Raw genomic sequence first — 20,786 nt, 5'->3', positions numbered from 1 at the left:
TCAGAACATGTCTGTCATGCGTTTGCTGTCCGTGCCGTCAAATGGCACCTCTCGTGCAGCCCGCGGTTCGATGAACGGCCCTGTAACCATGTGCGCATAACTTTGCCCGGGACCGACCATCGGGAACACGTCGGCGTTCGGATCAATCATCACTTCAAGAAACGCGGGTCCATCAAACCGTACGAATGCGTTGAGCTTTTCTTCAAGTTCATCCAGTGTCTCCACTCGACTCGCGAACTCGAATCCATCGGCGCGCGCCGACAGCACAAAGTCCTTGCGATGAAGCGTCTTGTCGCTGACGAACATACGGCCGTCGTAAAAAAGACGCTGCCACTGCCGAATCATTCCATCGCCGCGATTGTTGAGCAGCAGCACCTTGACCGGCACGCCGTAGGTGCTTGCCGTTTCCAGTTCGCCTGCATTCATGCGAATGCTGCCGTCGCCATCGATGTCGATCACGAGCGCGTCAGGTTTCGCGAACTGTGCGCCAATCGCGGCAGGCAGGCCAAAGCCCATCGTTCCCATGCTGCCTGACGTCAGGAAGCTGCGCGGCTCGGCAAACTTGAAGAACTGCGCGGCTCACATCTGATGCTGGCCCACGCCCGTCGTGATGATCGCTCGTCCAAGCGTGATGTCGCTGAGCATCTCGATGACTCGTTGCGGCTGGATCGCCCGACTGCGCCGGTCGTAGTTCATCCCGTGGCTGCGCTTGAGCGCCATCACATGCGCGCTCCAGTCCGGTGACGGGCACGCCGCCGGCGCGCACGCTATCAATGCGCGCAACGCATCCTTTGCATCCCCGACGTGACTCCATTCCGCGCGCTTGACCTTGTCAATCTCCGCTTCGTCGATGTCGATATGCGCCACATGACGCGCTTTGGGCGCGAACGCGTCGGGCTGTCCGCCCGCCACCCGATCATCGAAACGTGCACCGACGGCGATGAGAAAATCGCAGTCTTCCACCGCATAGTTGGCGCATGCGGCCCCGTGCATGCCTAGCATGCCGAGCGCAAGTTCATGTTGGGGCGGCATCGCGCCGAGACCCATCAGAGTCGTCACAACGGGTATGCGAAAGCGCTCGCTGAACTGACGCAATTCTGCCGTCGCACCGGAGCCAATCACGCCGCCGCCTACGTACAACAACGGCCGCTTGCTTTGTGCGAGCATGGCGAAAAACGCCGAGCATTTCGCACCTTCGAGGCGCGCACCCCTAGCGACCTGACGCAGCCGATCCGAATAACCGCGAAAATGCAGCGTTCCGTGCCCGCGATAGGGTCCCTTCCAGTTCTGGATGTCCTTTGGCACGTCCACTACGACGGGACCCGGACGTCCCGTGCGCGCAATCTCGAATGCAGTGCGCAGCGTCTGCTCGAGTTTGTCCGGATCGGTGACGAGAAAGACTTGTTTCGCGCAGGCCGACATGATGTTGAAGACCGGCGCTTCCTGAAACGCATCAGTACCGATCGCGGCGCGAGGGACCTGTCCGCAGATAAGAACAACCGGGACCGAGTCGCCGTTGCAGTCCGCGATCGGTGTCACCGCGTTCGTCGCGCCCGGACCCGACGTGACCATGAACACGCCGACTTTCCCGCTTGCGCGGGCGTAGCCGGCAGCCATGAAGCCGGCGGACTGCTCGTTCGCGGGCACGACGAAGTTGATCTGCCGCGTCGGTTCGTGCTTATGCATTTCATTGAAGCGAAACACGGCGTCGTATGTCGGCAAGATCGCGCCGCCGCTGTAGCCGAACAGCGTATCGACGCCCTCTTCTGCGAGCACGCGCAGTATGACATCGGCGCCGGAGATGAGATGATCCGTCTGCGCTGGTTTGAAAAGCGTTGGGTTCTGAGTCATGTCGGGTTCTCTCACTTAGCGAACGCACGCGCGATGACGTCCGCATGCCGCGCCGCATGGATCGCGTGATATCCCGGCGCGGTTGACGCCGACGCGGACGGTCCCACATACGACAGCGTCGCACGCGTAGGCAAGAGCTCGCGTAACTGCGGCTCGACGAAACTCCACGCGCCCTGATTGCGCGCCTCTTCCTGACACCAGGCGACGCGCTTCAGATTCGGGTAGTGGGCCAACTCGGCGGCCAACTGTTGCGCTGGAAATGGATACAGCTGCTCGATACGAATGATCGGCGTAGCGTCGATAGCGTGTTTCCGGCAATAGTCCAGCAGATCGAAATAGACCTTTCCTGTAGCGACGATCAAGCTCTCCGAACGTTCCACGCGCTCGCCTTCGGCCAGGATCTCGTGGAACGCGCCGCCTGACAGCTCCGCCATCGTGCTGATTGCCTCCGGATGCCTAAGCAGCGACTTGGGCGTCATCACGATGAGCGGCCGCATGTCGGAAGACGCTGCCTGCGTATGCAGGAGATAAAACAGTTGTGCGGGCGTTGTTGGCTGGGTCACGCGCATGTTGTCCTGCGCGCTCAGTTGCAGATAGCGCTCCAGCCGCGCCGAGGCGTGCTCAGGACCTTGCCCCTCCTGGCCGTGCGGCAGGAACAAGGTCAACCCGCTTTGCTGTCCCCACTTTGCGCGGGCTGCAGCGATGAACTGATCGATGACCACCTGTGCGCCGTTCGCGAAATCACCGAACTGCGCCTCCCAGATCACGAGCGCATTGCGATTCACCGTCGAGTAGCCGTATTCAAACGCGAGCACGGCTGCTTCAGAGAGAATCGAATTCGTCACGGTAAAGCGCCCCTGCTTCTCCCCGACATGCTCCAGCGGAACGAATACACCGTCTGAACGTGTCGTGCGCGTCTGGTTGTGCAGCATGGCGTGGCGATGATTGAACGTGCCTCGTGCGCTGTCCTGCCCGCTCAGGCGTACATCGATGCCTTGCGCGAGCAGTGACGCGAACGCAAGGTGCTCCGCCATGCCCCAGTCGAGCGGCTTCTTTCCGCTCGCCATGTCGCGGCGCGCGGCGATCGTTTTGTTGACAAGAGGATGAAGTGCGTAGCCATCGGGCACGCTCGAGATCCGTCGCGCGAGCATGCCCAGTCGCTCCGGCGATGGGGCATCGAGATGAACTTGAGAGAGCGCCGGCGCAGACTTCGTATCGGCGGGGGCTCCACTGAACGATTTGCGACAAGCATCGACCAGCGCCTCGACCTGTTCCAACGTCATCAGGCCCTGTTTAACGAGCTTTTGCGCGTAGACCGTCCGCGCGCCCGGATGCGCCGCAATCGCGCGATACATCAGCGGCTGCGTGATAGCCGGGGTATCCTGCTCCTGATGTCCGTGTTTGCGAAAGCACACGAGATCGATGACCACGCTGCGCCCAAACGCGGTGCGATAATCGAGCGCGAGATGCACCGCCAGGGCTACGGCTTCCGGATCGTCGCCGTTGACGTGCAGTACGGGCGCCTCGATCATCTTGACAATATCGGTCGCATAAAACGATGAGCGCATGTCGCGAGGGTCCGACGTCGTGAAACCGATCTGATTGTTCACGACCACGTGAACGGTGCCACCCGTCCCATGTCCGCGTGTACGAGAGAGGCTCAGCGTTTCCATCACGATGCCTTGCCCCGACATCGCGGCATCGCCGTGAATCTCGACGGGCAGCACGGTCGCTCGGTCATCGGGCGCCAAGGCGTCCGCTTTCGCGCGCGCCATGCCCTGCACGACTGGATTGACCACTTCGAGATGGGACGGATTGAAGGCGAGCGTCACTTCCACAGGACCATCATCGGTCTGTGTGATCGAGCTATAGCCCTTGTGATATTTGACATCGCCCTCGGGCAGCGCCTCGGCATTCTTGCCTTCGAATTCATCGAAGAGCGCATGCAGTGGCTTACCCGCGACGTTGACGAGCACATTCAGACGCCCCCGGTGCGCCATGCCCATCACGATGGAACGCACGGCTTTGGAGGCGCCGTAGCGCACGAGTTCATCCAGCAGGACGATCAGCGATTCACCGCCTTCGAGCGAAAACCGCTTCTGTCCAACATAGCGGCTATGAAGATGCTTTTCGAGCCCTTCCGCCGCCGTGAGCCGTTCGAGAAAGCGGCGCTTGCGCTCAACCGAGAACGAACGCTTCGCTCGAGAGGATTCGAAGCGCAGCTCCCACCAGTGTCGTTCGTTGGCATCGGCGAGATGCATAAATTCAGCACCGAGGGTGCCGGTGTAAGTTTCTTCGAGCGCCGTCATGATCTCTTGTAGCGTCGCATCTCCATCGAAGAGATACGTGTCGGCGGTGCTAAAGCGCGTCGACAGGTCGCTTGATGTCAAACCGTAATACGCCGTCGTAAGTTCCGGCAGCAGGCGCCGCGTCGTCCATTGCAGCGGGTCGAGACTGGCGCTGCGCGTACCGATCGTACGAAACGCCGCAATCAGCGACTGAACCGCCACCTGCTTTCTCGCGAGCGCGAGACCGCCTTCCATCGAAGATGAAGCGCTGCGTGGACGTCGTGCGAGTTCGATGAAGTTGGACACGACCGGCAAATGCGGTTCGTCATCGCGATCGCTGCCGTCGATCGCGGGCGTTTCGCGCAATGCATTGAAATACGCGCGCCATTCTTCGGTAACCGACGCCGGATCGGCAAGATACGACTCATACTGCTCTTCCACATACGGAGCATTGGCTCCGAACAGGAACGTGCTTTGGAGTTTCTCGATCAACATGATGACCTTCCTTTGCCCTGCCCGTCCCTTTCCGGGATGGGCGATGTACTAGTGCGCGGAGTGCCGCGTGCCTGAACCCAAGTCTAGCCAGCCGCATTTGCGCCAGCGGGGGTATTTGACTCGTTCTCAGGCCAGTTGATGTCTGATTCGAGCCACCGTGGTCGGCCGCACTAGCACAGCCTGCTTGTTACATGGCGGTAAAAGTCATTTGCCGGCCGAGGTGTCATTCTCGTGATGCGCTGGCGATAGACTAGGGTCACCGTTGCGCAAGGCAACGCATCTACTTGATGAGGGTTTCGACATGAAGGTCGCCATTGTTCTGTTCGACGGTGTGCAGGCACTCGATGTCGCTGGCCCGCTCGATGTCTTCGCCGAAGCTAACACTCATTTGCCCGCTCATCGGCAATACGAGGTTTCGCTCGTCGGACGGGAAGCCGGCATCGTGACCTGCTCAAACGGCATGCAGATCATCGTGCCGAACGGCTATTGCGAATCCGATACGCAATACGATCTGCTGCTCGTGGCCGGCGGGCCGCAATTGCCCGACTGGGAACCGCCTGTCGAGTTTCTTGCGTGGCTTCGCAAGCAAGCGCGCGGCGCGGCGCGATTTGGCTCGGTCTGTAACGGTGCGTTCGTACTCGGACACGCCGGTCTGCTCGACGGTCAACTCGTGACGACGCATTGGTCGGATGCAGGACGGCTCGCAAAGAAATTCCCGCACGCGCGGGTGAAGCCGGACAAGATTTTCGTTCGTAACGGACGTCTGTTCACGTCTGCTGGCGTGTCGGCCGGCATCGATTTGAGTCTTTCGCTCGTCGCCGAAGACTGGGGCCACGAGCAGGCAGTGCGGGTTGCCAAGCGTCTGGTGGTCTATATTCAGCGCGAAGGCGGCCAGTCGCAATACAGCCCTTACGTGAGCGCGGACAAGGAAGAAGCGCCAATTATCGGCAAGGTGCATCGGTACGTGACGGAGCATCTGGCCGATGCGCTGTCGATCGAGCAACTGGCCAGCGCAGTTTCCGTGAGTCGCCGAACGTTCTCGCGCATGTTCGCCAAGCACGCGAAGGTGACACCATCCGCGTTCGTCGAACAGGTTCGCGTCGATACCGCGAGGCAGCTTCTGGAAGCCAGCGATGCTCCGCTCAAGACCATCGCATTCAAGTGCGGCTTTCATAGCGCGACGCACATGCGCATGACCTTCGTGCGGCGGCTTAACGTCACACCCAAACAGTACCGCGCGCGATTCCGTGGAACACCGGATGTCATCGCGATGCAGGCCGTGCGTGAGACCGTCGCAGAAGTCCCGATGCTCGAAGAATTCGCGGAAGCTGCGTGATCGGAGCCATTCGTGAAAGAGACCGTCTTGTCGCAATCACTCCCGGATATTCTCGCGCCCGGTCTCTCGGTCGTCTTCTGCGGAATCAACCCGGGCCTGGGCGCGGCGGCCGCCGGCCATCACTTCGAAGGCAGAAACAATCGATTCTGGCGCGCCGTTCATCTTGCTGGCTTCACGCCGACACAGCTTCGTCCCGAAGACGATCGCACGTTCCTCGATTTCGGTTATGGGCTGACCACGGCGGTTGCGCGTCCGACGGCACGCGCGGATGAGCTGAGCCCCGCGGAGATACGGGCGGCGACGTCGGGAATCGAGCAGAAGATGTCAGCAATCGCGCCGCGTTATATTGCCTTTCTTGGCAAGACGGCCTTGTCCGCGATGACAGGCGAGCGTGATATCTCATGGGGAAAGCAGGCGATGCGTTTCGGCGGCGCAGATACTTGGGTGTTGCCCAATCCCAGCGGGCTTAACCGGTCATTCACGCTGGAAGCCCTCGTGAACGCTTATCGCGAATTGCGCATTGCGGTGGCCTAAACGGAAATTCATCCCGGGTCTATTTTCTCCGGATCGATCGCACGTCGTGTCCGCACTGCAGTTCCGTGTGGCCGCGTAAGGTTTCGGTAACGAACTCAAGAAACGCACGGATCTTTCCGCTCGTACCGCGACGCTCCACATGCAGGAGATTGACTGGAACCGCGTCTGGCTCGAACGCCGAGAGAATGGGCCGCAAGGTGCCGCCCTTCACCTCGGGCGTCGCCTGGTAGGAAAGCAACTGCGTGATGCCAACGCCGTCCTTCGCCGCCGCGATAGCCGCGGGCGCAAGGTCGACGATCATGCGTGGCTGCAAGCGCACCGGCAAACGTACGCCACCCTCAACGAAGACCCACTCGAGTGCGTTCGTCACGCCCGTGAAGGACACGCAGTCGTGCCCGGTCAGTTCGCGTGGATGCCCCGGCTCGCCGCGCGCTTTGAGATAACACGGCGCGGCATATGTTCTGCGTCGAACAAAACCAAGCGGCACCGCGAATGTCGTCGAATCGCCCAAATGACCGATGCGAATCGCGATATCGACGCCTTCATCAAGCAATCGCGTGGTGCGGTCCACATAGACGGCATTGATGCTTACGTCCGGATAGCGCAACGCGAAGGCGTTGACGAGTGGTGCGACGAATCGCTGGCCGAACAGCGCCGGTGCGGATACAGTGAGCGTGCCCACCGGTTTTCGGTGATATGCGCCGATATTCGCCTCAGCATCGGCGAGGCAATCGAGAACCTTGCGACAGGCATCAAGAAAGGCTACGCCGGCATCGGTCGGGCGCACAGAACGCGTCGTACGAGCGAGCAGCTGCGCGCCCATGCGCGCTTCGAGCGCGTTGAGCGCGCGCGACACCGCGGCGGTCGACAACCCGAGCCTCTGCGAAGCGCTGGTCAAACCACCGCTGTCCACGATGGCGACGAATACTTCCATCTCCCGCAATCTGTCCATTCCCAATCCAACTCACGACTCGTCTGCGTTGCAATCTTATCGACCCCGGCCCAGAGAAGTTCATCTGCTCGGTGAACTGGCCTAAGTCGCACACACATTGGCCCATAAGTCACGCATGGCCAGCGCTTGCTATCCATTGGCCCGATTCGAGCCTCCATCGTTCTATGGTAAAGCGACGCCGTCTTCGACAATGACGCGACGCCCGCAAGTTATCGGGCGATGTCGCTTCGTATGGCCAACCCTTTAGAGAGTCCCGCATGTTCTCAGCAATGTTAGAAGTCAATCCGGTTCCCGATCAATTTGATGTCTATCTCGGCATGGCAAAGATGCTGCGCCCCGAGCTCGAACAGATCGAAGGATTTGTGGACAACACGCGTTATACGAGCCTGACCCGCAAAGGATGGCTGCTTTCACTGTCGAGCTGGCGCGACGAAAAGGCGCTCGTGCGGTGGCGCACGACAAGCAAGCATCACAAGATTCAGCAGGCCGCGCGTGACCGCGTGTTCGCAGACTATCGCCTGCGCATCGGACAGTTGGTATCCGACACGCATGTGCCCGAAGGCCAGGCGCTAACGGAACAACGCCTCGACGTCACCCAAGCCGGCGCAGGCAAAGCCGTAACCTTGCTCAATGCGATGCGCGCGCCCGATTGGATCGCGCAGGCGAGCGCGCAAAGCGTTGCGGAATCGCTAGGGCTCGATACGCAAGCGCAGGGCCTCGTCGCGTGGGATGCGTTCAATGCGCTGCTATCGCCCGGAGATGCGATCGTCGTCGCGACTTGGCGCGATCAGGCAGCCGCCGACGCATTCGAGCGCGATGCTGCCCAACTTAATGATGTACGCCTCCGCCATATTCGCGTGATCCGTGAGTACGGGATGTTCGATCGGCGTGAAGCGCCGCAGTATTTCCCTGATGTGGAACGCAAAAGCTAATGCCGTAGCGAGATATCCACACTGGCAGAAATCACGCACGAAATGGCCCAATAACCGACCTCTTTTCGCTTCAGCAAGCGAGGCTCTCTTTCTAGAATTCCCCTAAGCCGATACACGATCGAGAGCCTCTATGAATAGCGCCAATTCACCGACGGACATGACCCCAGACCCGGTCATCGAGGATGCGCCCGCGCTTCTCGCCGCGAGCAAGGCGCCTTCGTCGGCGCCGGTGCAGTCCGCGTTGTCGCTCCGTCTTGCCATCGGTCTGATCGGCATGCTCTTCGCCTCGCTGCTTGCGATACTCAACGAACAGGTCACCGCCTTCGCACTAGCCGATATTCAAGGCGCGCTTTCGATCGGTCACGATGACGGCACTTGGCTGACCACTTCGTTCGAAGCAGCCAATGTCACCACGATGGTGTTCGCGCCGCGGTTCGGCATCACATTCACGCTCAAGAGATTCACGATCGCCGCCGTTCTTGCCACGATGTTCTTCGGCTTCCTTTGTCCCTTCTCACCCAACCTTGCGTCGCTCTACACGTTGCGGGTGTTGCAGGGTATTGCGGGTGGCTGTCTTCCGCCGATGCTGATCATCGTGGCGCTGCGCTATCTTCCGCCAAAGATCAAGTTATACGGGCTCGCGGGCTACGCGATGACCGCGACTTTCGGACCCGCGCTCGGCACGCCGCTCGCCGCCTTATGGACCGAGTTCTTCAACTGGAAGATGGCGTTCTGGCAGATCGTGCCGCTCGGCCTCGCGACCTGCGTGGCGATCCAGTGGGGCCTGCCCTCTGATCCGCTCAAGCTCGAACGTCTTCGCTCTTTCAACTGGTGCGGCTTCATGACCGGCGGCCCGGCGGTCGCAATGCTCGTCATCGGCCTGTTGCAAGGCGAACGGCTTGACTGGCTAAACTCGGATTTCATCCGCGTGATGTTCGTCGGCGGTTCTGCATTGCTCGCCATATTTCTCGTCAATGAATGGTTTCATCCGGCGCCGTTTTTCAAGCTCCAATTGCTGTCGCGAAGAAACTTCTCTCATGGCCTCGCGACACTATCAGGCGCGGTTATCCTGTTAGTGGGCGTTGCCGCAATACCTGGCCAGTTCCTCGCGCGAATCCACGCATACAGGCCGCTGCAAACGACGCCCCTTTCACTGCTAGTCGCCGTTCCGCTTTTGCTCACGCTGCCGCTGACGGCCGCCCTCCTAAACGTGAAGCGCGTCGATTCACGCTGGATCATGGCGCTCGGCCTGTCGTTGATGATCGCGACCTGCGCGATGGGCAGCTTCATGACCTCCGAGTGGATCCGCGACAACTTCTATTGGCTCCAGTCTTTGCAGATCGTCGCGCAACCTATGGTGATTCTCGCGATTCTGATGGGCGTGACGACAGGCTTACCGCCGACCGAAGGCCCGTTTGCCTCGGCGATGTTTAACTCGCTCAAGACATTCAGCGCGGCTGTCGCGAGCGCGCTCATCGAAGGGCTTGGCACCGCGCGCGAGCGCTTCCATTCGAACATGCTCGTCGATCAACTCGGCAATCGCGCGCTCGTCACCGATCGGAGCGTCGAGACCGCGCATGGCGTGGCCCAGCTTGCGCATCGGGTTCATGAACAGGCGCTCGTGCTGATGTCCGCCGACCTTTACCGCGTGATGGCGTGCATTGCCTTCACGTTGCTTCTCCTCATTCCGGTGTTGGCCGTGCGCATATCTCCGCCATGGGCCGCGACGCCGCGCCCTTCATCCCAGTCTTCGCCGCAGTCCTCGCGTTAAGGGGAGTTATTCCATGTCATCCTTCAAGCTCTCCCGTTCAAAGCTAATCCGTGTCGTGGTGCCCGTGATGGCAGTCGCCATTGGCGCCTGGGCATGCGTCAGGCTTCTTTCCGATTCCCATACCGAATCGACGAACGACGCGTATGTTCAGGCCGATTTCACGCTCGTCGCACCGCGGGTCGCCGGACAGATCTCCGACGTGCTCGTCGACGACAACCAGTCGGTCAAATCCGGCCAACTGCTTGTGCGCATTGATGACCGCGACTATCGGGCCGCGTTGATGAGCGCCGATGCTGACGTCGCTGCAGCGCGTGCGGCCGTCGCCAATTTCGATGCCGAGATTGCGCGGCATCCTTCGCTCGTCGATCAGGCACGGGCGACGCTGAGATCCGACGATGCCGCGATCGACTTCGCGCGCGCGAGTGCCGCGCGGTATCAGAACCTGTCGGATGCGGGCGCGGGCACGGCGCAGGAACAGCAGCACGCGTGGAGCACGCTTGCACAGCAGCTCGCGCAGCAGGCTCACGACCGTGCCGCCTTGGCGACCACTCAGCAGAATCTCGATGTGCTGCGCACGCAGCGCGACAAGGCCGCCGGCGCGCTGGCCCGCGCCGAAGCAGTGCGCGAGCAGGCGAAGCTGAACCTGTCGTACACAGAGATTAGAGCCCCCGTCGATGGCAAGGTTGGGCGCCGCTCAGCGCGTGTCGGCGCGTTCGTGGCGCCAGGCGCGCCGGTGCTCGCCATCGTCCCGCTTTTGGATGCGTACGTGGTCGCCAACTTCCAGGAGAATCAGATCACGCGGATGCGCCCCGGTGAAAGCGTGCGCATTAAGGTGGACAGCATCCCGGGCGTAGCCATCAAAGGTCACGTCGATAGCCTTGCCCCCGCGACCGGTGTGAGCTTCGCGCCTATCGCGCCGGACAACGCGACCGGCAATTTCACCAAGATCGTGCAGCGCGTTCCCGTGAAGATCACGATCGATCGCGGACAGGAAGCCGCAGCCGCGTTGAGCGTCGGGCTTTCGGTCGAGGCGGAAGTCGCGCTCGGACAAGGCGGCCAGGCGCTTGGGCAGAGAGGCGATGCAAAATGAACACGAACGGACCAACGGTGCGCGGAATCGCACTCGCCATCCTCTCGGCTCTCGCGATGGTCGGCTGCACGGTCGGACCGGACTTCGTGCCGCCGAAGTCCGTCACGCCCGATGTCTTCGAGCGGACGCAAACGGCGCAAGCGCCGAGCAAGCCGGTCGAAGCGGACTTCAACCCCGACTGGTGGACGCTTTTCGACGATCCTGTGTTGAATACCTTGGAACAGCGTCTCGCCGGTGCTAACCTCGACGTCGCCGCCGCGTCGGCGCGCTTGCGACAGAGCCGCGCCGAACAGCGCGTAGCCGGCGCGGCCGCGCTGCCGACGCTCGGCGGCGCGGCGTCGTACAACCGCGAGCGCGGCAGCGAGAACGGCATTCTTTCGCTGCTCGGCGTGACGCCATCGCAGAGCCAGCCACAATCCGCATCCGGCAGCGCGCCGCTCGGTGTATCGGCGATGCCGGGGTCCAAGGGCTCTCCCGCGTACGACCTGTATCAGGCGGGCTTCGATGCATCGTGGGAACTCGATATCTGGGGCCGCGTGCGCCGCAGTGTCGAAGCGACGGGCGCCTTGTCCGACGCTTCTTTTGAGGACCGCAATGCGATACTGCTGTCGGCACGCGCCGAACTCGCGCGCGATTATATCGCGTTGCGCGACACGCAGTCATTGCTGGAAATCGCAAAGCAGAATCTTGACATCGCGCGCGACTCCGTGAAACTCACTCGCATACGCGTGCGAGAAGGCGTCACGACCGACCTCGACGTCGCCAATGCGTCCGCGCAGATGGAAACCATCGAGAGTCTGATTCCGACGCTTGAATCCCAGCGCGATACGACCGTCAACGCGATCGGCGTGTTGCTTGGCGAGGAGCCGGGCGCGCTGCGCGAGATGCTTGCGGCGTCGCGTGAGGTGCCCACGCTGTGGAACGGATCCCGATCGGCTTTCCGTCGGAGCTTGCCGAGCGCCGGCCGGACATCAAGCGCGCGGAGGCTCAACTGCATGCGGCGACGGCGTCGATTGGCATGGCGAAGGCTGATTTTTATCCGCGGATATCGCTCAACGGCAGCGCTGGCTTTCAAAGTCTGCAACTTTCGAGTCTCGCCAGTTGGGCTTCCGGGCAGTTCGTGGTCGGTCCGTCGATAACCATTCCGATCTTCGAAGGAGGCCGGCTCAAGGGGACCATGCAATTGCGGGAAGCGCAACAGCAGGAAGCGGCGATCATGTACAAACGCACCGTGCTCGAAGCATGGCGCGAGGTGGACGATGCGCTTCTCGTCTACGACGCGGAGCAACGCCGGCACGAACGGCTCGCGTCGGTCGTCACGCTTAATCAGCGCGCGCTTGGCATCGCGCAGCAGCGCTACAAGGCCGGCGCACTCGACTATCTCGATGTGCTCAACGTGCAGAAGCAGTTGCTCGACGCCCAGAGCAAGCTCGAGCAGAGCAAGGCGACGGCGGCGGAAAATCTCATCACGCTGTGCAAGGCGCTTGGCGGCGGATGGGAATCCACCTACGCTCGCGGAGTTGCTGCGCGCTGATCGTCCCGTTCTTTGCGGAATGAAGCCGGGGGCTGACGCTCTTCGCAACGTTGTCGAAGCGAAGCGCGGTCCCGATGGCTTCCTTCTCGGAGACGTTGTAGAGCGGCGCACGGCAACGATATTGTGAGTGTCGCGGAGTTAGAACAACCCAATCCCGAGCGGAAGGGCATCGAAAATGCGCAATTTGTCGCCGCCGAGATTTTTTGCTCGCTGGTGCGAGATTGACCGCAATTGACGAACAACCGTCGCCAACCAAGTGTCGAACGCAAGCGCATCGTTGGCGTCCGGCACCATGTCTCCCCAGCGCACGCGCCTTCCCTGCCTTTCAGCCGTGAACTAACGGCGTGTTGCCGAGATAGTAGCCAGAATACATAACGCACAGTCATCAAAGGTGTGACCCTGCGCCAGGTGCACCGCTTACCGCGCCAGCCCTGTCTTGCGCGAGCCTGCCGACGTTATATGCGGTCTCACTATTTAAAGTGCGGGTGACGCCCTCAACATTCGTCGCAACGGCCCAATCATAGTGATACCAGACGGCTACTGCGAAAGCTGCTAGAGCCGCCTGCCGACGTGTACCGGCTGGTGTCTGAATCGCAGGAACGCGTTTGACTGCAAGTGTCTGATCGAGGGGAGCAGTTCGACCTAACTTCGAATCACCAGTACGAACGTGCTCCGCGTCGCGTTTCCGCAGTGGTGCGAGACAGCAACCTCTTGGGGCGTTCGATCTCCGAATGATCGACTCGAATATCTCACATAGACGACGCGCCATTGAAGCGGTCCAGCAGGAGCAAAATTTAGCACTTCGGCTTCTCAAGCCCGGAGATTCTCCTCGAGTAAGTCTTCTTCATATCGAATTGACGCATCACGCATCTCTCTCAAAAAATGCGTCGTTGCTCGGTCCGCTGAACCCATTGACTCCGCCAAGCCGGCGCTTCAAAGGGATCAGAAAAATATTGTGTTTCGTGGAGAACCTTGCCGTTGCAGAACTCCATAATGCTTACCGTGTAAGCCGCTTGCCCGTTATAAGTGATGGAGTATTCCGTGATCCATAGACTGCCCTCGCCTAGGATTCGCCTGACATCGAAACCTGCGGGCTTCCCTGGATGATGACTGCGCAGTGCCTGCAAATTCTTTCGCCCGAGGATTCGTTCACCTGACTGGGGATAGTCACAGATGGCATCGTCGTCGTAGATGTCATGTTCTGTATCGAGATCGCCGGCCGCCGACGCTTGCCAGTGCAGATTCAGGGCTTCACGAGTTTTCTCTTCGTCCATGCAGTGCCTCCGGTATCAGTTAGGTTCATCGAGCCCTGATTCGCGGATAAATCCAGTGTCGCCCGACCCTTGACAGCTTTGCGATTCAAGGCAATTGCTCAATGCCCGCTCGCCGATTCATTCGAAAGCAATGGCCACCGCTTTGCGCGGCGCGAACTCGAACGGCTCGATGCTCGGCTAGTCGGCCGAGGCCTCGAAGACGTCCGGCGTTCGGGGCTCAGCGCCTGGCACTGCGCGGCATCTGGCCGAGCTGGTGAAATACACTCAGCCAGTCCTCGAGATGCCATGTCTTCGCGATGCGGCCGTCGCGCACCTGATGAAACGAATGGATCGCGAAGCGCACCGGCTTGCTGGTCGCGGCGATGCCCATAAGCGGGCCGGACTGCGTCCCGCTCACTTCGGCGCGCACGCCCACCCGGTCGTCCTGCACCAGCATGTCCAGGATCTCAATGCGCAGGTCCGGCAGCGCGGTAGCCATGTCGGCGAAGATAGCGATCATCTGATCGGGGCCCGGCTTCCGGCCGGGCGGCTCGGGAACGTATTCCCAGTCGGGGGTGACGGCCTCGCGCAGCAACGCGATGTCGTGCGCGGCGAACGCGCGGTAAATGCGCTCTACCGCCTCGCGTTCGGTGTTCCCTGCATTCAGTGTCGCCGGCATGGTGCCTCCCGGGGGGACCAGTAGGAGTACTTTAGCGCAATGTGCTCGTGCTGTCCTTTAGCGTTCTCTGCGCGATGTCGTGCCACGCGACATAGCGTGCGAGGCCGTCTTGAAGGGCGAGGGGCTTCGCGATGTCCACGTGAGCTGCCGTAAGCGTCGGACCGCTGCGTGAAAGCCGCATTGGGGTTCGATATGAGCCTTGCGCCGTTTCTCGTCGAACTCACCAACCACCCACACAGTGACCAAAATCGCCGCCGGTTTTGAACGCACCGTACGCCGATAGCGGGGCTGAGCGCCAGCCTTCCGAGCAAGTGCCGATGCGACCCGTTCCGAGCCGTCCACAAAGTTTTAGTGCATATTTATCAAGTCGCTTGGGTCGATAGGAGGCGATAAGGGACGTCGGGCGAACCCATCGCATAACGTCGGACCGATTCGCTCCGCCGCGGCCCTCAAAGAAGCAGCAACTGTATGAAGCGCTAACCTACCCGCCATCGAGAGAACTGGCGGGACGGGGCGGAAGCGGGGAAAGAGCCCGCTGCTTGAGTTGGAATTCTTGGAGTCCGAACTCAACCGCGCTGCACGATTCAGCGGGTGCGCGCCCAATACGCGAGGCCCGCGCAAATGATCAGCAGGCTTCCCGTCGCGAAGAACACCGAATGCAACCCGAACCACACGCCAATCTGGCCGCCAATCAGTGGCCCTGTGACCTGCCCGCTAAATTGTGCCGATTGCAGATATCCGAGCAATTGTCCGCTTCGGTTCTCATCGACGGCGCTGCGCGCGAGTTTCGAGATAGACGGCAGCAGACCTGCGAGCGTCATGCCCATCAACACCCTCAGCGCGGCGAGCTGCCACAACTGATGCACGAACGCTTGCGGGATCATCGCGATGCCAGTCAGCACGAGACATCCGACGATCACGTTCCAGCTTCCGATGCGATCCGCGAGCGCGCCGAGCCGCGCCGCCGTCAGCATGCTGCCAAGCGCGGAACACGCCATCACGACGCCCGCGATGCGCGCCACATGGTCTGCCGTCACGCCCAGACCGCCGATATACACGGTGATGATCGGCTCAATCGACATGTTCGCGAGCAGCACCATCATCGCGGTGGCGAGCAGCGCGGCCACAACGACGTAATTCGTGCGATGCGCCGACTTTGAAGCAGGATCCGCCGCCTGTTTCTTCGCATCGGCGGGACGGAAGTCTTCCTTCACGAGGACGATCGTGAGTAGCGCGGCCCCCGCGATCATTCCCGCGCCCGCGAAAAACGTCCCGCGTATGCCGATCAATCCCGGCAGCATGCCGCCGATGAGCGGCCCGGCGAGATTGCCCGCGAGCGCGCCCGTCGACAGGATGCCGAGCGCCCACCCTGCCCGCTCGCGCGGCGCCTGCGTGCCGATCATCACCGTCGACGCCGACGCGTAGCCGCCGATCAGACCGGCAAGCAGACGCAGCGCGACGAGTTGATGCACCGAATGCGCGACTCCTATCAACGACATCACGATGGCCATGCCGACCGCCGCGCGCACAAGCATCGGCTTGCGGCCGTAGCGATCGGCGAGACGTCCCCAGAGCGGCGCTGTGACGGCGGTGCCAAGAAACGTCGCGCTGAACGCGACGCCCGACCATTCGATCACCGCCGACTGCGAACTCACGCCGAGTTGCCGCACGTAGAGCGGCAGAAACGGCAGCAACATGCTGAGGCTCACGAGCGTCGTGAACGAACCGAACACGCAGACTGCGAGATTGCGTCGCCAGTACTGGCCATTGCGTTCTGCATAGCCGAGGGCGCCCGAGGGTTGAACGACCTGGCTCATTTTGACCTCAACGCAGCGAAAAGATCCACGGCTAGGGCAATCGCGAGCGCCGCCGCGCCGATCACGAAAAGCAGGCGATAATCGCCGCCACTGCTCGAAAACAGAAAGGAAAGACCGTATGCCGCGAGCGCCTGAAGGACGGCAAAGCCCGTCGTCGCGGTGCGCCACGCGCCCCTCTGCGCGGCCGCATGATGCGCGAGCAGCTCATTCACGCGCCCTAGCACGAGCGGCACGATGCCCGGCGTGAATGCACCGACCAGCACGCTCGACACCATCAGCAGGCTCGAACTCGACGACACCGCGGGCAACACGACCGCAACCAACTGGAGCAGATACGCGACCCGAAGCGCCGGCCCGAACCCCGCGCGATCCGCGAGATGACCGGCAAGCAGCGGCCCGGCGATCGCACCGAGCCCGTACAGGACCCAGAACTCCGCGCCTGCATCGACACCTTTGCCGAGACCGCGCGCGACGAAATCGACGAGAAAGATCATGTGCGGCACGAGACCGACTGCATTCAGCGCGTACTCGACGAACAGCGCGCGCAATGCGGGCGGCGGCGCCTTGACGCTCGCTTCGTGCGCGGCGGGCGCCGGTGCATCCTGCGAGGGCCATCCATTCCACGCGACGATGGTCAGCAGCAACGAAACCACCGCGAGGCCCAGCCACGTCTGCGTCAGACCTTGTCGCAGCAATAACGGCACGATCGTCCCCGACGCCGCGATGCCCAGCCCGATGCCCGTGAAAATCGCCCCGCTCGCAACGCCGCGACGCGAGGGCGCGACGTGCGCGATGATCGTCGGCGCGGCGAGCACCATCAGCGCGCCACCAGAGACGCCCGACAGAAACCGCCACACGAAGAACCACAGAAACGACACCGGAAACCCGCACGCGACAAACGCAATGGTCGCGATGACCATCATCGCGCGCAGGACCCTAGCGGCACGCGCATGCCGCGCGAAGAAGCCCGCGGCCAGCGCGCCCGCAAGATAACCGCCGAGATTAGCCGCGCCGAGATAAGCGGCCGTCGACGCGGGAAACCAGTGCGCGCCGATGATCGCTGGCAAGAGCGGCGTATAGGCAAAACGCGCAAGCCCGATGCCGACGAGACTCGCGCTCGCCCCCGCGAGCATGCCGCGCCAGACTTGGAACGGCTCGCGTTCCGATGGGTTCAACACTGCGTAACGCATACCGCCTCCATCTTTGCGGGAGACGCGGCGTGCGCGCCTCGATGAAGGCAAGTCTATATTCGATCGCATTGAGAGAGAATCGATGCTGATCGGAAGACAATCTTCCGCTATTCGATTGAGTCGAGTTGCAGTTCCCTGAACCGACGCCGCAGGCGCGGCATAGCGAAATCGACGAACGCGCGTACTTTGGGCACCGATAGCCGTCCGTGCGGCGTCAGCAGATGCGCCGGCAACGGCCCATGCTCGCTGTCGGACAGCACGATTTGCAACGTCCTGTCCTTCACTTCCTTGGCGACGTGATAGGAAAAGAGCCGTGTGAGGCCGTTACCATCGACAGCGGACGCAACCGCCGCGCGCACGGTGTTGACGATGAAACGCGGCGCGAACTGCACGACTTGCGGAATCGTCGAGCCGCCTGCGGTGGGGAAGCTCCATGAATCGAGACCGAAGTGCGTCATCGAAATGATCTGATGCTGCCCGAGCTCCGCGGGCTTTTCGATGCGCGGATGCTTCGCGAGATAGCCCGGTGACGCAACCACGACGCGCCGCACTTCACCGACGGGAATCGCGACGAGCGTCGAGTCCGACAGATGCGCGATGCGCAAGGCGACATCGATTCCTTCATCGATCAGGCTCACGGGCCGGTCGAGCAGTTGCAAACGCACCGACACGGCGGGAAAGCGCGCGATGAAGTCGTCGAGCAGCGGACGCAGCATATCTTCGCCCGCGGCGACGGGCGCAGTAATCGTAAGCAGCCCGCGCGGCGCGGCGCGTTCGTGCGCGATCAGCAAATCGGCTTCTTCGAGATCGGTGAGGATGCGGCGGCACGCAACGGCATAACGTTCGCCGGCTTCAGACAGCTTGATAGTTCGAGTTGTACGATGAAGCAGCGCCGTGCCCGTATGCGCCTCGAGAAAGGCGATCGCCCGGCTCACGGCTGCAGGCGAGCGGCCAAGACGCCGCCCCGCGCCTGCCAGGCTGCCTTCGTCGAGCGTGGCGATGAACACTTTCATCGCGTCTATTCGGTCCATGTCGGCTCGGTGCTTCAATTGATCGTGAAAGTCCCGTTCATCTAGGGGTGTTCGCCGCGTACGGCACCGCCAGGTCTGGGCTGGCTTGACTTTGGCTGGCCTCAGTAGCGCCAGAAAATCGCAACCGCTATTCCGCCGAACAGCAGCCACTTCACGATGTAGTAGACGATCCGGTTCCACGCCTTCAGACGCTTGCCGACGAGCCGGATCGAATACAAATATTTGAACGCGCGATTCAGGCCGCCGGTACGGTCACCCATCTCGTTCGGCGAGGTCGCCGCGCGCATCAGGAAGCCGCCTACCGCGTGGTTGAACGCCTGCGCCCATCGGTATTTCATCGGCCGCTCGATGTCACAGAATAGGATGATGCGGTCCTTGTCCGTTTTGTTTTCGGCCCAGTGCAGATAGGTTTCGTCGAAAACGACTTCCTCGCCGTCGCGCCATGAATAGCGCTGGCCGTCGACGATGATCGCGCAGTTGTCGTCGTTCGGCGTCACGAGTCCCAGGTGATAGCGCAGCGATCCCGCGTATGGATCGCGGTGCAGCGTGAGCACGCCGCCGGGCGGCAGCATGGCGAACATCGCCGCCTTTACCGTCGGAACCTTTTGCAGGATTGAGACAGTGTTCGGACACTGTGCGACGGCGGACGGATGAGGGCGGTCATACCATTTCACGTAAAAGCGCCGCCAGCCGCGCCGAAAGAATGAGTTGAAGCCGATGTCGTTGTACACGCCTGCCGCCTGAATCTTGCTGGCTTCGTGAAGTGCGATGGCCTCGGCGCGGATGGTTTCCCAGTGCGCCTTGATCTGCGCGAGTTCGGGAAAGAAGGAAGGCTCGAGAAAAGGTGTCGACGGCACGCGCGAGAACATGTACACGAAACCGTTTAGCGGCGACATGAAAGTCGAATGGTCGGAAAGCTGGCGGAAGAACCCGTGCCGAACCTTGCCGCGCCAGTGGGTGTACGCAGCGCAAGCGATAAAAATCGACAACATCACCCAGCGCATGGTTTCTCCCTTCGCAGCTAGTCTCTCGCTTAGCACAGCGTTTCAAAATTATACAAACCACTAACTGAAGTCTGCTTGGATGGCGGCAGCGGCAACAACCAATGGGACGCGATCCGCGATCCCAGAGGCCGATCTCGCACTCTTAGGAATGGTGGCGCGGCCGGCCACGGCAACAATTGACGCTGGTGAGATTCAGCCGTCGCGGAATGACGCCGTTTTTATAACTAGATCATCTTGATACACCGATTCCTAACCACAACCCGCTTTTTACGAATCGCGAAGCGCCCCTTCTCGCTCATTGAGTCGCCGCATCCCCTAGCTCCTGCCTGGAACGCGCAAGCGATCTGCCTCTCTGAGCGACGAAAAGAAGTCAGCAGGCAGCGCGTCGTCGACTGTTCCGCGAATCGGCCTTTGCGGACGTTCGGCGTTCCGCGGCTGTCCGGCCGCTGCATGTCGCTTTGCCGTCGTTGCACTTGAAAGTCGGCCTCCGCGAACTCCGAATGAGTCTTCACGACCCCTGGCCGACGGTCGGGCGGCGGTCAGGCTAACGGCCGCTAATAGACCATGATCGACCATTAGCTTGGCGCTAGCCTCGCGAACCAGACGATGGCAGCCGGGGCTGATTCAACGACGCCTGATTTTCTTGGTCAGCGCCGCAGTCCGCCGCACCAACCGCTCGCCCGCCGAGCTCGCGTACGGGCGGTGTTTGCCGTGAATGCGCTCGACGGTCACTCGTGCCTTTGGGTAGCTAGCGGGGGCAGGCTCAACCGCATCTGCGCCTGCCGATAAGCTGAGACGAACTCCGGATCGCCATCTCGCACCCGAGCTAGCCAGTAACCAAGATCCTGCTGGCATTCCTCGCTATCGATGTCCATGAAGCACCGCGACTGCGGAGGCATCCGCGTCGCCGCCCAGTAGAATGCGAAGATGGTTGCCTGGTCAGCAGGCGCGAGCCTCAATCTCGCCTTGTCCCCCTGCGACAACCAATCCTTTATGGCGGAGGACAGTGTCCCCTCACTCTCGTCCGGA

The 20,786-nt window shown here is 61.4% G+C and carries 14 protein-coding genes and 2 pseudogenes; 6 read left to right on the top strand and 10 right to left on the bottom strand.

Annotated features, from left to right (window positions below; translation table 11 throughout):
• A pseudogene (gene ilvB / locus LDZ23_RS32540) lies at positions 1–1,851 on the bottom strand (biosynthetic-type acetolactate synthase large subunit).
• A gap of 11 nt (positions 1,852–1,862) precedes the next feature.
• Positions 1,863–4,634, bottom strand: coding sequence for a 2-oxoglutarate dehydrogenase E1 component (locus LDZ23_RS32535; RefSeq protein ID WP_244808505.1), 2,772 nt, complete (start codon positions 4,632–4,634; stop codon positions 1,863–1,865).
• A 301-nt stretch (positions 4,635–4,935) separates the two neighbouring features.
• Between LDZ23_RS32535 and LDZ23_RS32530 the strand changes: the two genes are divergently transcribed.
• Both LDZ23_RS32530 and mug read left to right on the top strand, forming a co-directional pair.
• Positions 4,936–5,970, top strand: coding sequence for a GlxA family transcriptional regulator (locus LDZ23_RS32530; protein WP_244808504.1), 1,035 nt, complete (start codon positions 4,936–4,938; stop codon positions 5,968–5,970).
• Between the two features lie 12 nt (positions 5,971–5,982).
• A complete protein-coding gene (gene mug / locus LDZ23_RS32525) occupies positions 5,983–6,504 on the top strand; it encodes a G/U mismatch-specific DNA glycosylase (protein WP_244808503.1) in 522 nt (173 codons plus the stop codon).
• A 19-nt stretch (positions 6,505–6,523) separates the two neighbouring features.
• Here mug and LDZ23_RS32520 read toward each other — a convergent pair whose 3' ends face one another.
• The gene (locus tag LDZ23_RS32520; protein ID WP_425306911.1) at positions 6,524–7,438 is read right to left on the bottom strand and encodes a LysR substrate-binding domain-containing protein; all 915 of its coding nucleotides are present in this window, start codon (positions 7,436–7,438) and stop codon (positions 6,524–6,526) included.
• A gap of 275 nt (positions 7,439–7,713) precedes the next feature.
• Between LDZ23_RS32520 and LDZ23_RS32515 the strand changes: the two genes are divergently transcribed.
• The 4 genes and pseudogenes from LDZ23_RS32515 (at position 7,714) to LDZ23_RS32500 (ending at position 12,783) form a co-directional block, all read left to right on the top strand.
• Positions 7,714–8,388 (top strand): antibiotic biosynthesis monooxygenase family protein, encoded by a 675-nt coding sequence (locus tag LDZ23_RS32515; RefSeq protein WP_244808501.1) that lies wholly within the window; start codon positions 7,714–7,716, stop codon positions 8,386–8,388.
• 130 nt (positions 8,389–8,518) lie between these two features.
• Positions 8,519–10,159: an MFS transporter gene (locus LDZ23_RS32510; protein WP_425306910.1), complete on the top strand. Its 1,641-nt coding sequence runs from the start codon at positions 8,519–8,521 to the stop codon at positions 10,157–10,159.
• 67 nt (positions 10,160–10,226) lie between these two features.
• Positions 10,227–11,249 carry an HlyD family secretion protein gene (locus tag LDZ23_RS32505; RefSeq protein ID WP_425306909.1) on the top strand — a complete coding sequence of 341 codons (1,023 nt, stop codon included), beginning with the start codon at positions 10,227–10,229 and terminating at the stop codon, positions 11,247–11,249.
• Positions 11,246–12,783: pseudogene (locus tag LDZ23_RS32500) on the top strand (efflux transporter outer membrane subunit). Before LDZ23_RS32505 ends, LDZ23_RS32500 begins: the two are co-directional and overlap by 4 nt.
• A gap of 138 nt (positions 12,784–12,921) precedes the next feature.
• On the opposite strand, the gene LDZ23_RS32495 reads toward LDZ23_RS32500, so the two are convergent.
• The 7 genes from LDZ23_RS32495 to lpxO form a co-directional block, all read right to left on the bottom strand.
• Entirely contained in the window at positions 12,922–13,092 is a 171-nt protein-coding gene (locus LDZ23_RS32495; protein WP_244808499.1) for an immunoglobulin domain-containing protein, read from the bottom strand.
• A 566-nt stretch (positions 13,093–13,658) separates the two neighbouring features.
• Positions 13,659–14,057 carry a nuclear transport factor 2-like protein gene (locus LDZ23_RS32490; RefSeq protein ID WP_244808498.1) on the bottom strand — a complete coding sequence of 133 codons (399 nt, stop codon included), beginning with the start codon at positions 14,055–14,057 and terminating at the stop codon, positions 13,659–13,661.
• A 217-nt stretch (positions 14,058–14,274) separates the two neighbouring features.
• A complete protein-coding gene (locus LDZ23_RS32485) occupies positions 14,275–14,715 on the bottom strand; it encodes an ester cyclase (RefSeq protein ID WP_244808497.1) in 441 nt (146 codons plus the stop codon).
• A 584-nt stretch (positions 14,716–15,299) separates the two neighbouring features.
• Positions 15,300–16,532 carry an MFS transporter gene (locus LDZ23_RS32480; protein ID WP_244808496.1) on the bottom strand — a complete coding sequence of 411 codons (1,233 nt, stop codon included), beginning with the start codon at positions 16,530–16,532 and terminating at the stop codon, positions 15,300–15,302.
• Positions 16,529–17,722, bottom strand: a complete 1,194-nt coding sequence (locus LDZ23_RS32475; RefSeq protein ID WP_244808495.1) for a YbfB/YjiJ family MFS transporter — start codon at positions 17,720–17,722, stop codon at positions 16,529–16,531. The genes LDZ23_RS32480 and LDZ23_RS32475 overlap by 4 nt, the downstream gene beginning before the upstream one ends.
• 107 nt (positions 17,723–17,829) lie before the next feature.
• Positions 17,830–18,753: a LysR family transcriptional regulator gene (locus tag LDZ23_RS32470; RefSeq protein ID WP_244808494.1), complete on the bottom strand. Its 924-nt coding sequence runs from the start codon at positions 18,751–18,753 to the stop codon at positions 17,830–17,832.
• 101 nt (positions 18,754–18,854) lie between these two features.
• Positions 18,855–19,757: a lipid A hydroxylase LpxO gene (gene lpxO, locus LDZ23_RS32465; RefSeq protein WP_244808493.1), complete on the bottom strand. Its 903-nt coding sequence runs from the start codon at positions 19,755–19,757 to the stop codon at positions 18,855–18,857.
• Between the last annotated feature and the right edge of the window lie 1,029 nt (positions 19,758–20,786).

Origin of the sequence: Caballeronia zhejiangensis, from assembly GCF_022879815.1 — a bacterium.
GTDB classification, from domain to species: Bacteria; Pseudomonadota; Gammaproteobacteria; order Burkholderiales; family Burkholderiaceae; genus Caballeronia; species Caballeronia zhejiangensis.
This window is presented reverse-complemented; position numbering and strand designations above follow the sequence as displayed.

Coding starts and splice junctions, on each gene's coding strand:
- LDZ23_RS32535 (WP_244808505.1), bottom strand. CDS start 4,634: ATGTTGATCGAGAAACTCCAAAGCACGTTCCTGTTCGGAGCCAATGCT.
- LDZ23_RS32530 (WP_244808504.1), top strand. CDS start 4,936: ATGAAGGTCGCCATTGTTCTGTTCGACGGTGTGCAGGCACTCGATGTC.
- LDZ23_RS32520 (WP_425306911.1), bottom strand. CDS start 7,438: ATGGAAGTATTCGTCGCCATCGTGGACAGCGGTGGTTTGACCAGCGCT.
- LDZ23_RS32515 (WP_244808501.1), top strand. CDS start 7,714: ATGTTCTCAGCAATGTTAGAAGTCAATCCGGTTCCCGATCAATTTGAT.
- LDZ23_RS32510 (WP_425306910.1), top strand. CDS start 8,519: ATGAATAGCGCCAATTCACCGACGGACATGACCCCAGACCCGGTCATC.
- LDZ23_RS32505 (WP_425306909.1), top strand. CDS start 10,227: ATGGCAGTCGCCATTGGCGCCTGGGCATGCGTCAGGCTTCTTTCCGAT.
- LDZ23_RS32490 (WP_244808498.1), bottom strand. CDS start 14,057: ATGGACGAAGAGAAAACTCGTGAAGCCCTGAATCTGCACTGGCAAGCG.
- LDZ23_RS32485 (WP_244808497.1), bottom strand. CDS start 14,715: ATGCCGGCGACACTGAATGCAGGGAACACCGAACGCGAGGCGGTAGAG.
- LDZ23_RS32480 (WP_244808496.1), bottom strand. CDS start 16,532: ATGAGCCAGGTCGTTCAACCCTCGGGCGCCCTCGGCTATGCAGAACGC.
- LDZ23_RS32475 (WP_244808495.1), bottom strand. CDS start 17,722: ATGCGTTACGCAGTGTTGAACCCATCGGAACGCGAGCCGTTCCAAGTC.
- LDZ23_RS32470 (WP_244808494.1), bottom strand. CDS start 18,753: ATGGACCGAATAGACGCGATGAAAGTGTTCATCGCCACGCTCGACGAA.
- lpxO (WP_244808493.1), bottom strand. CDS start 19,757: ATGCGCTGGGTGATGTTGTCGATTTTTATCGCTTGCGCTGCGTACACC.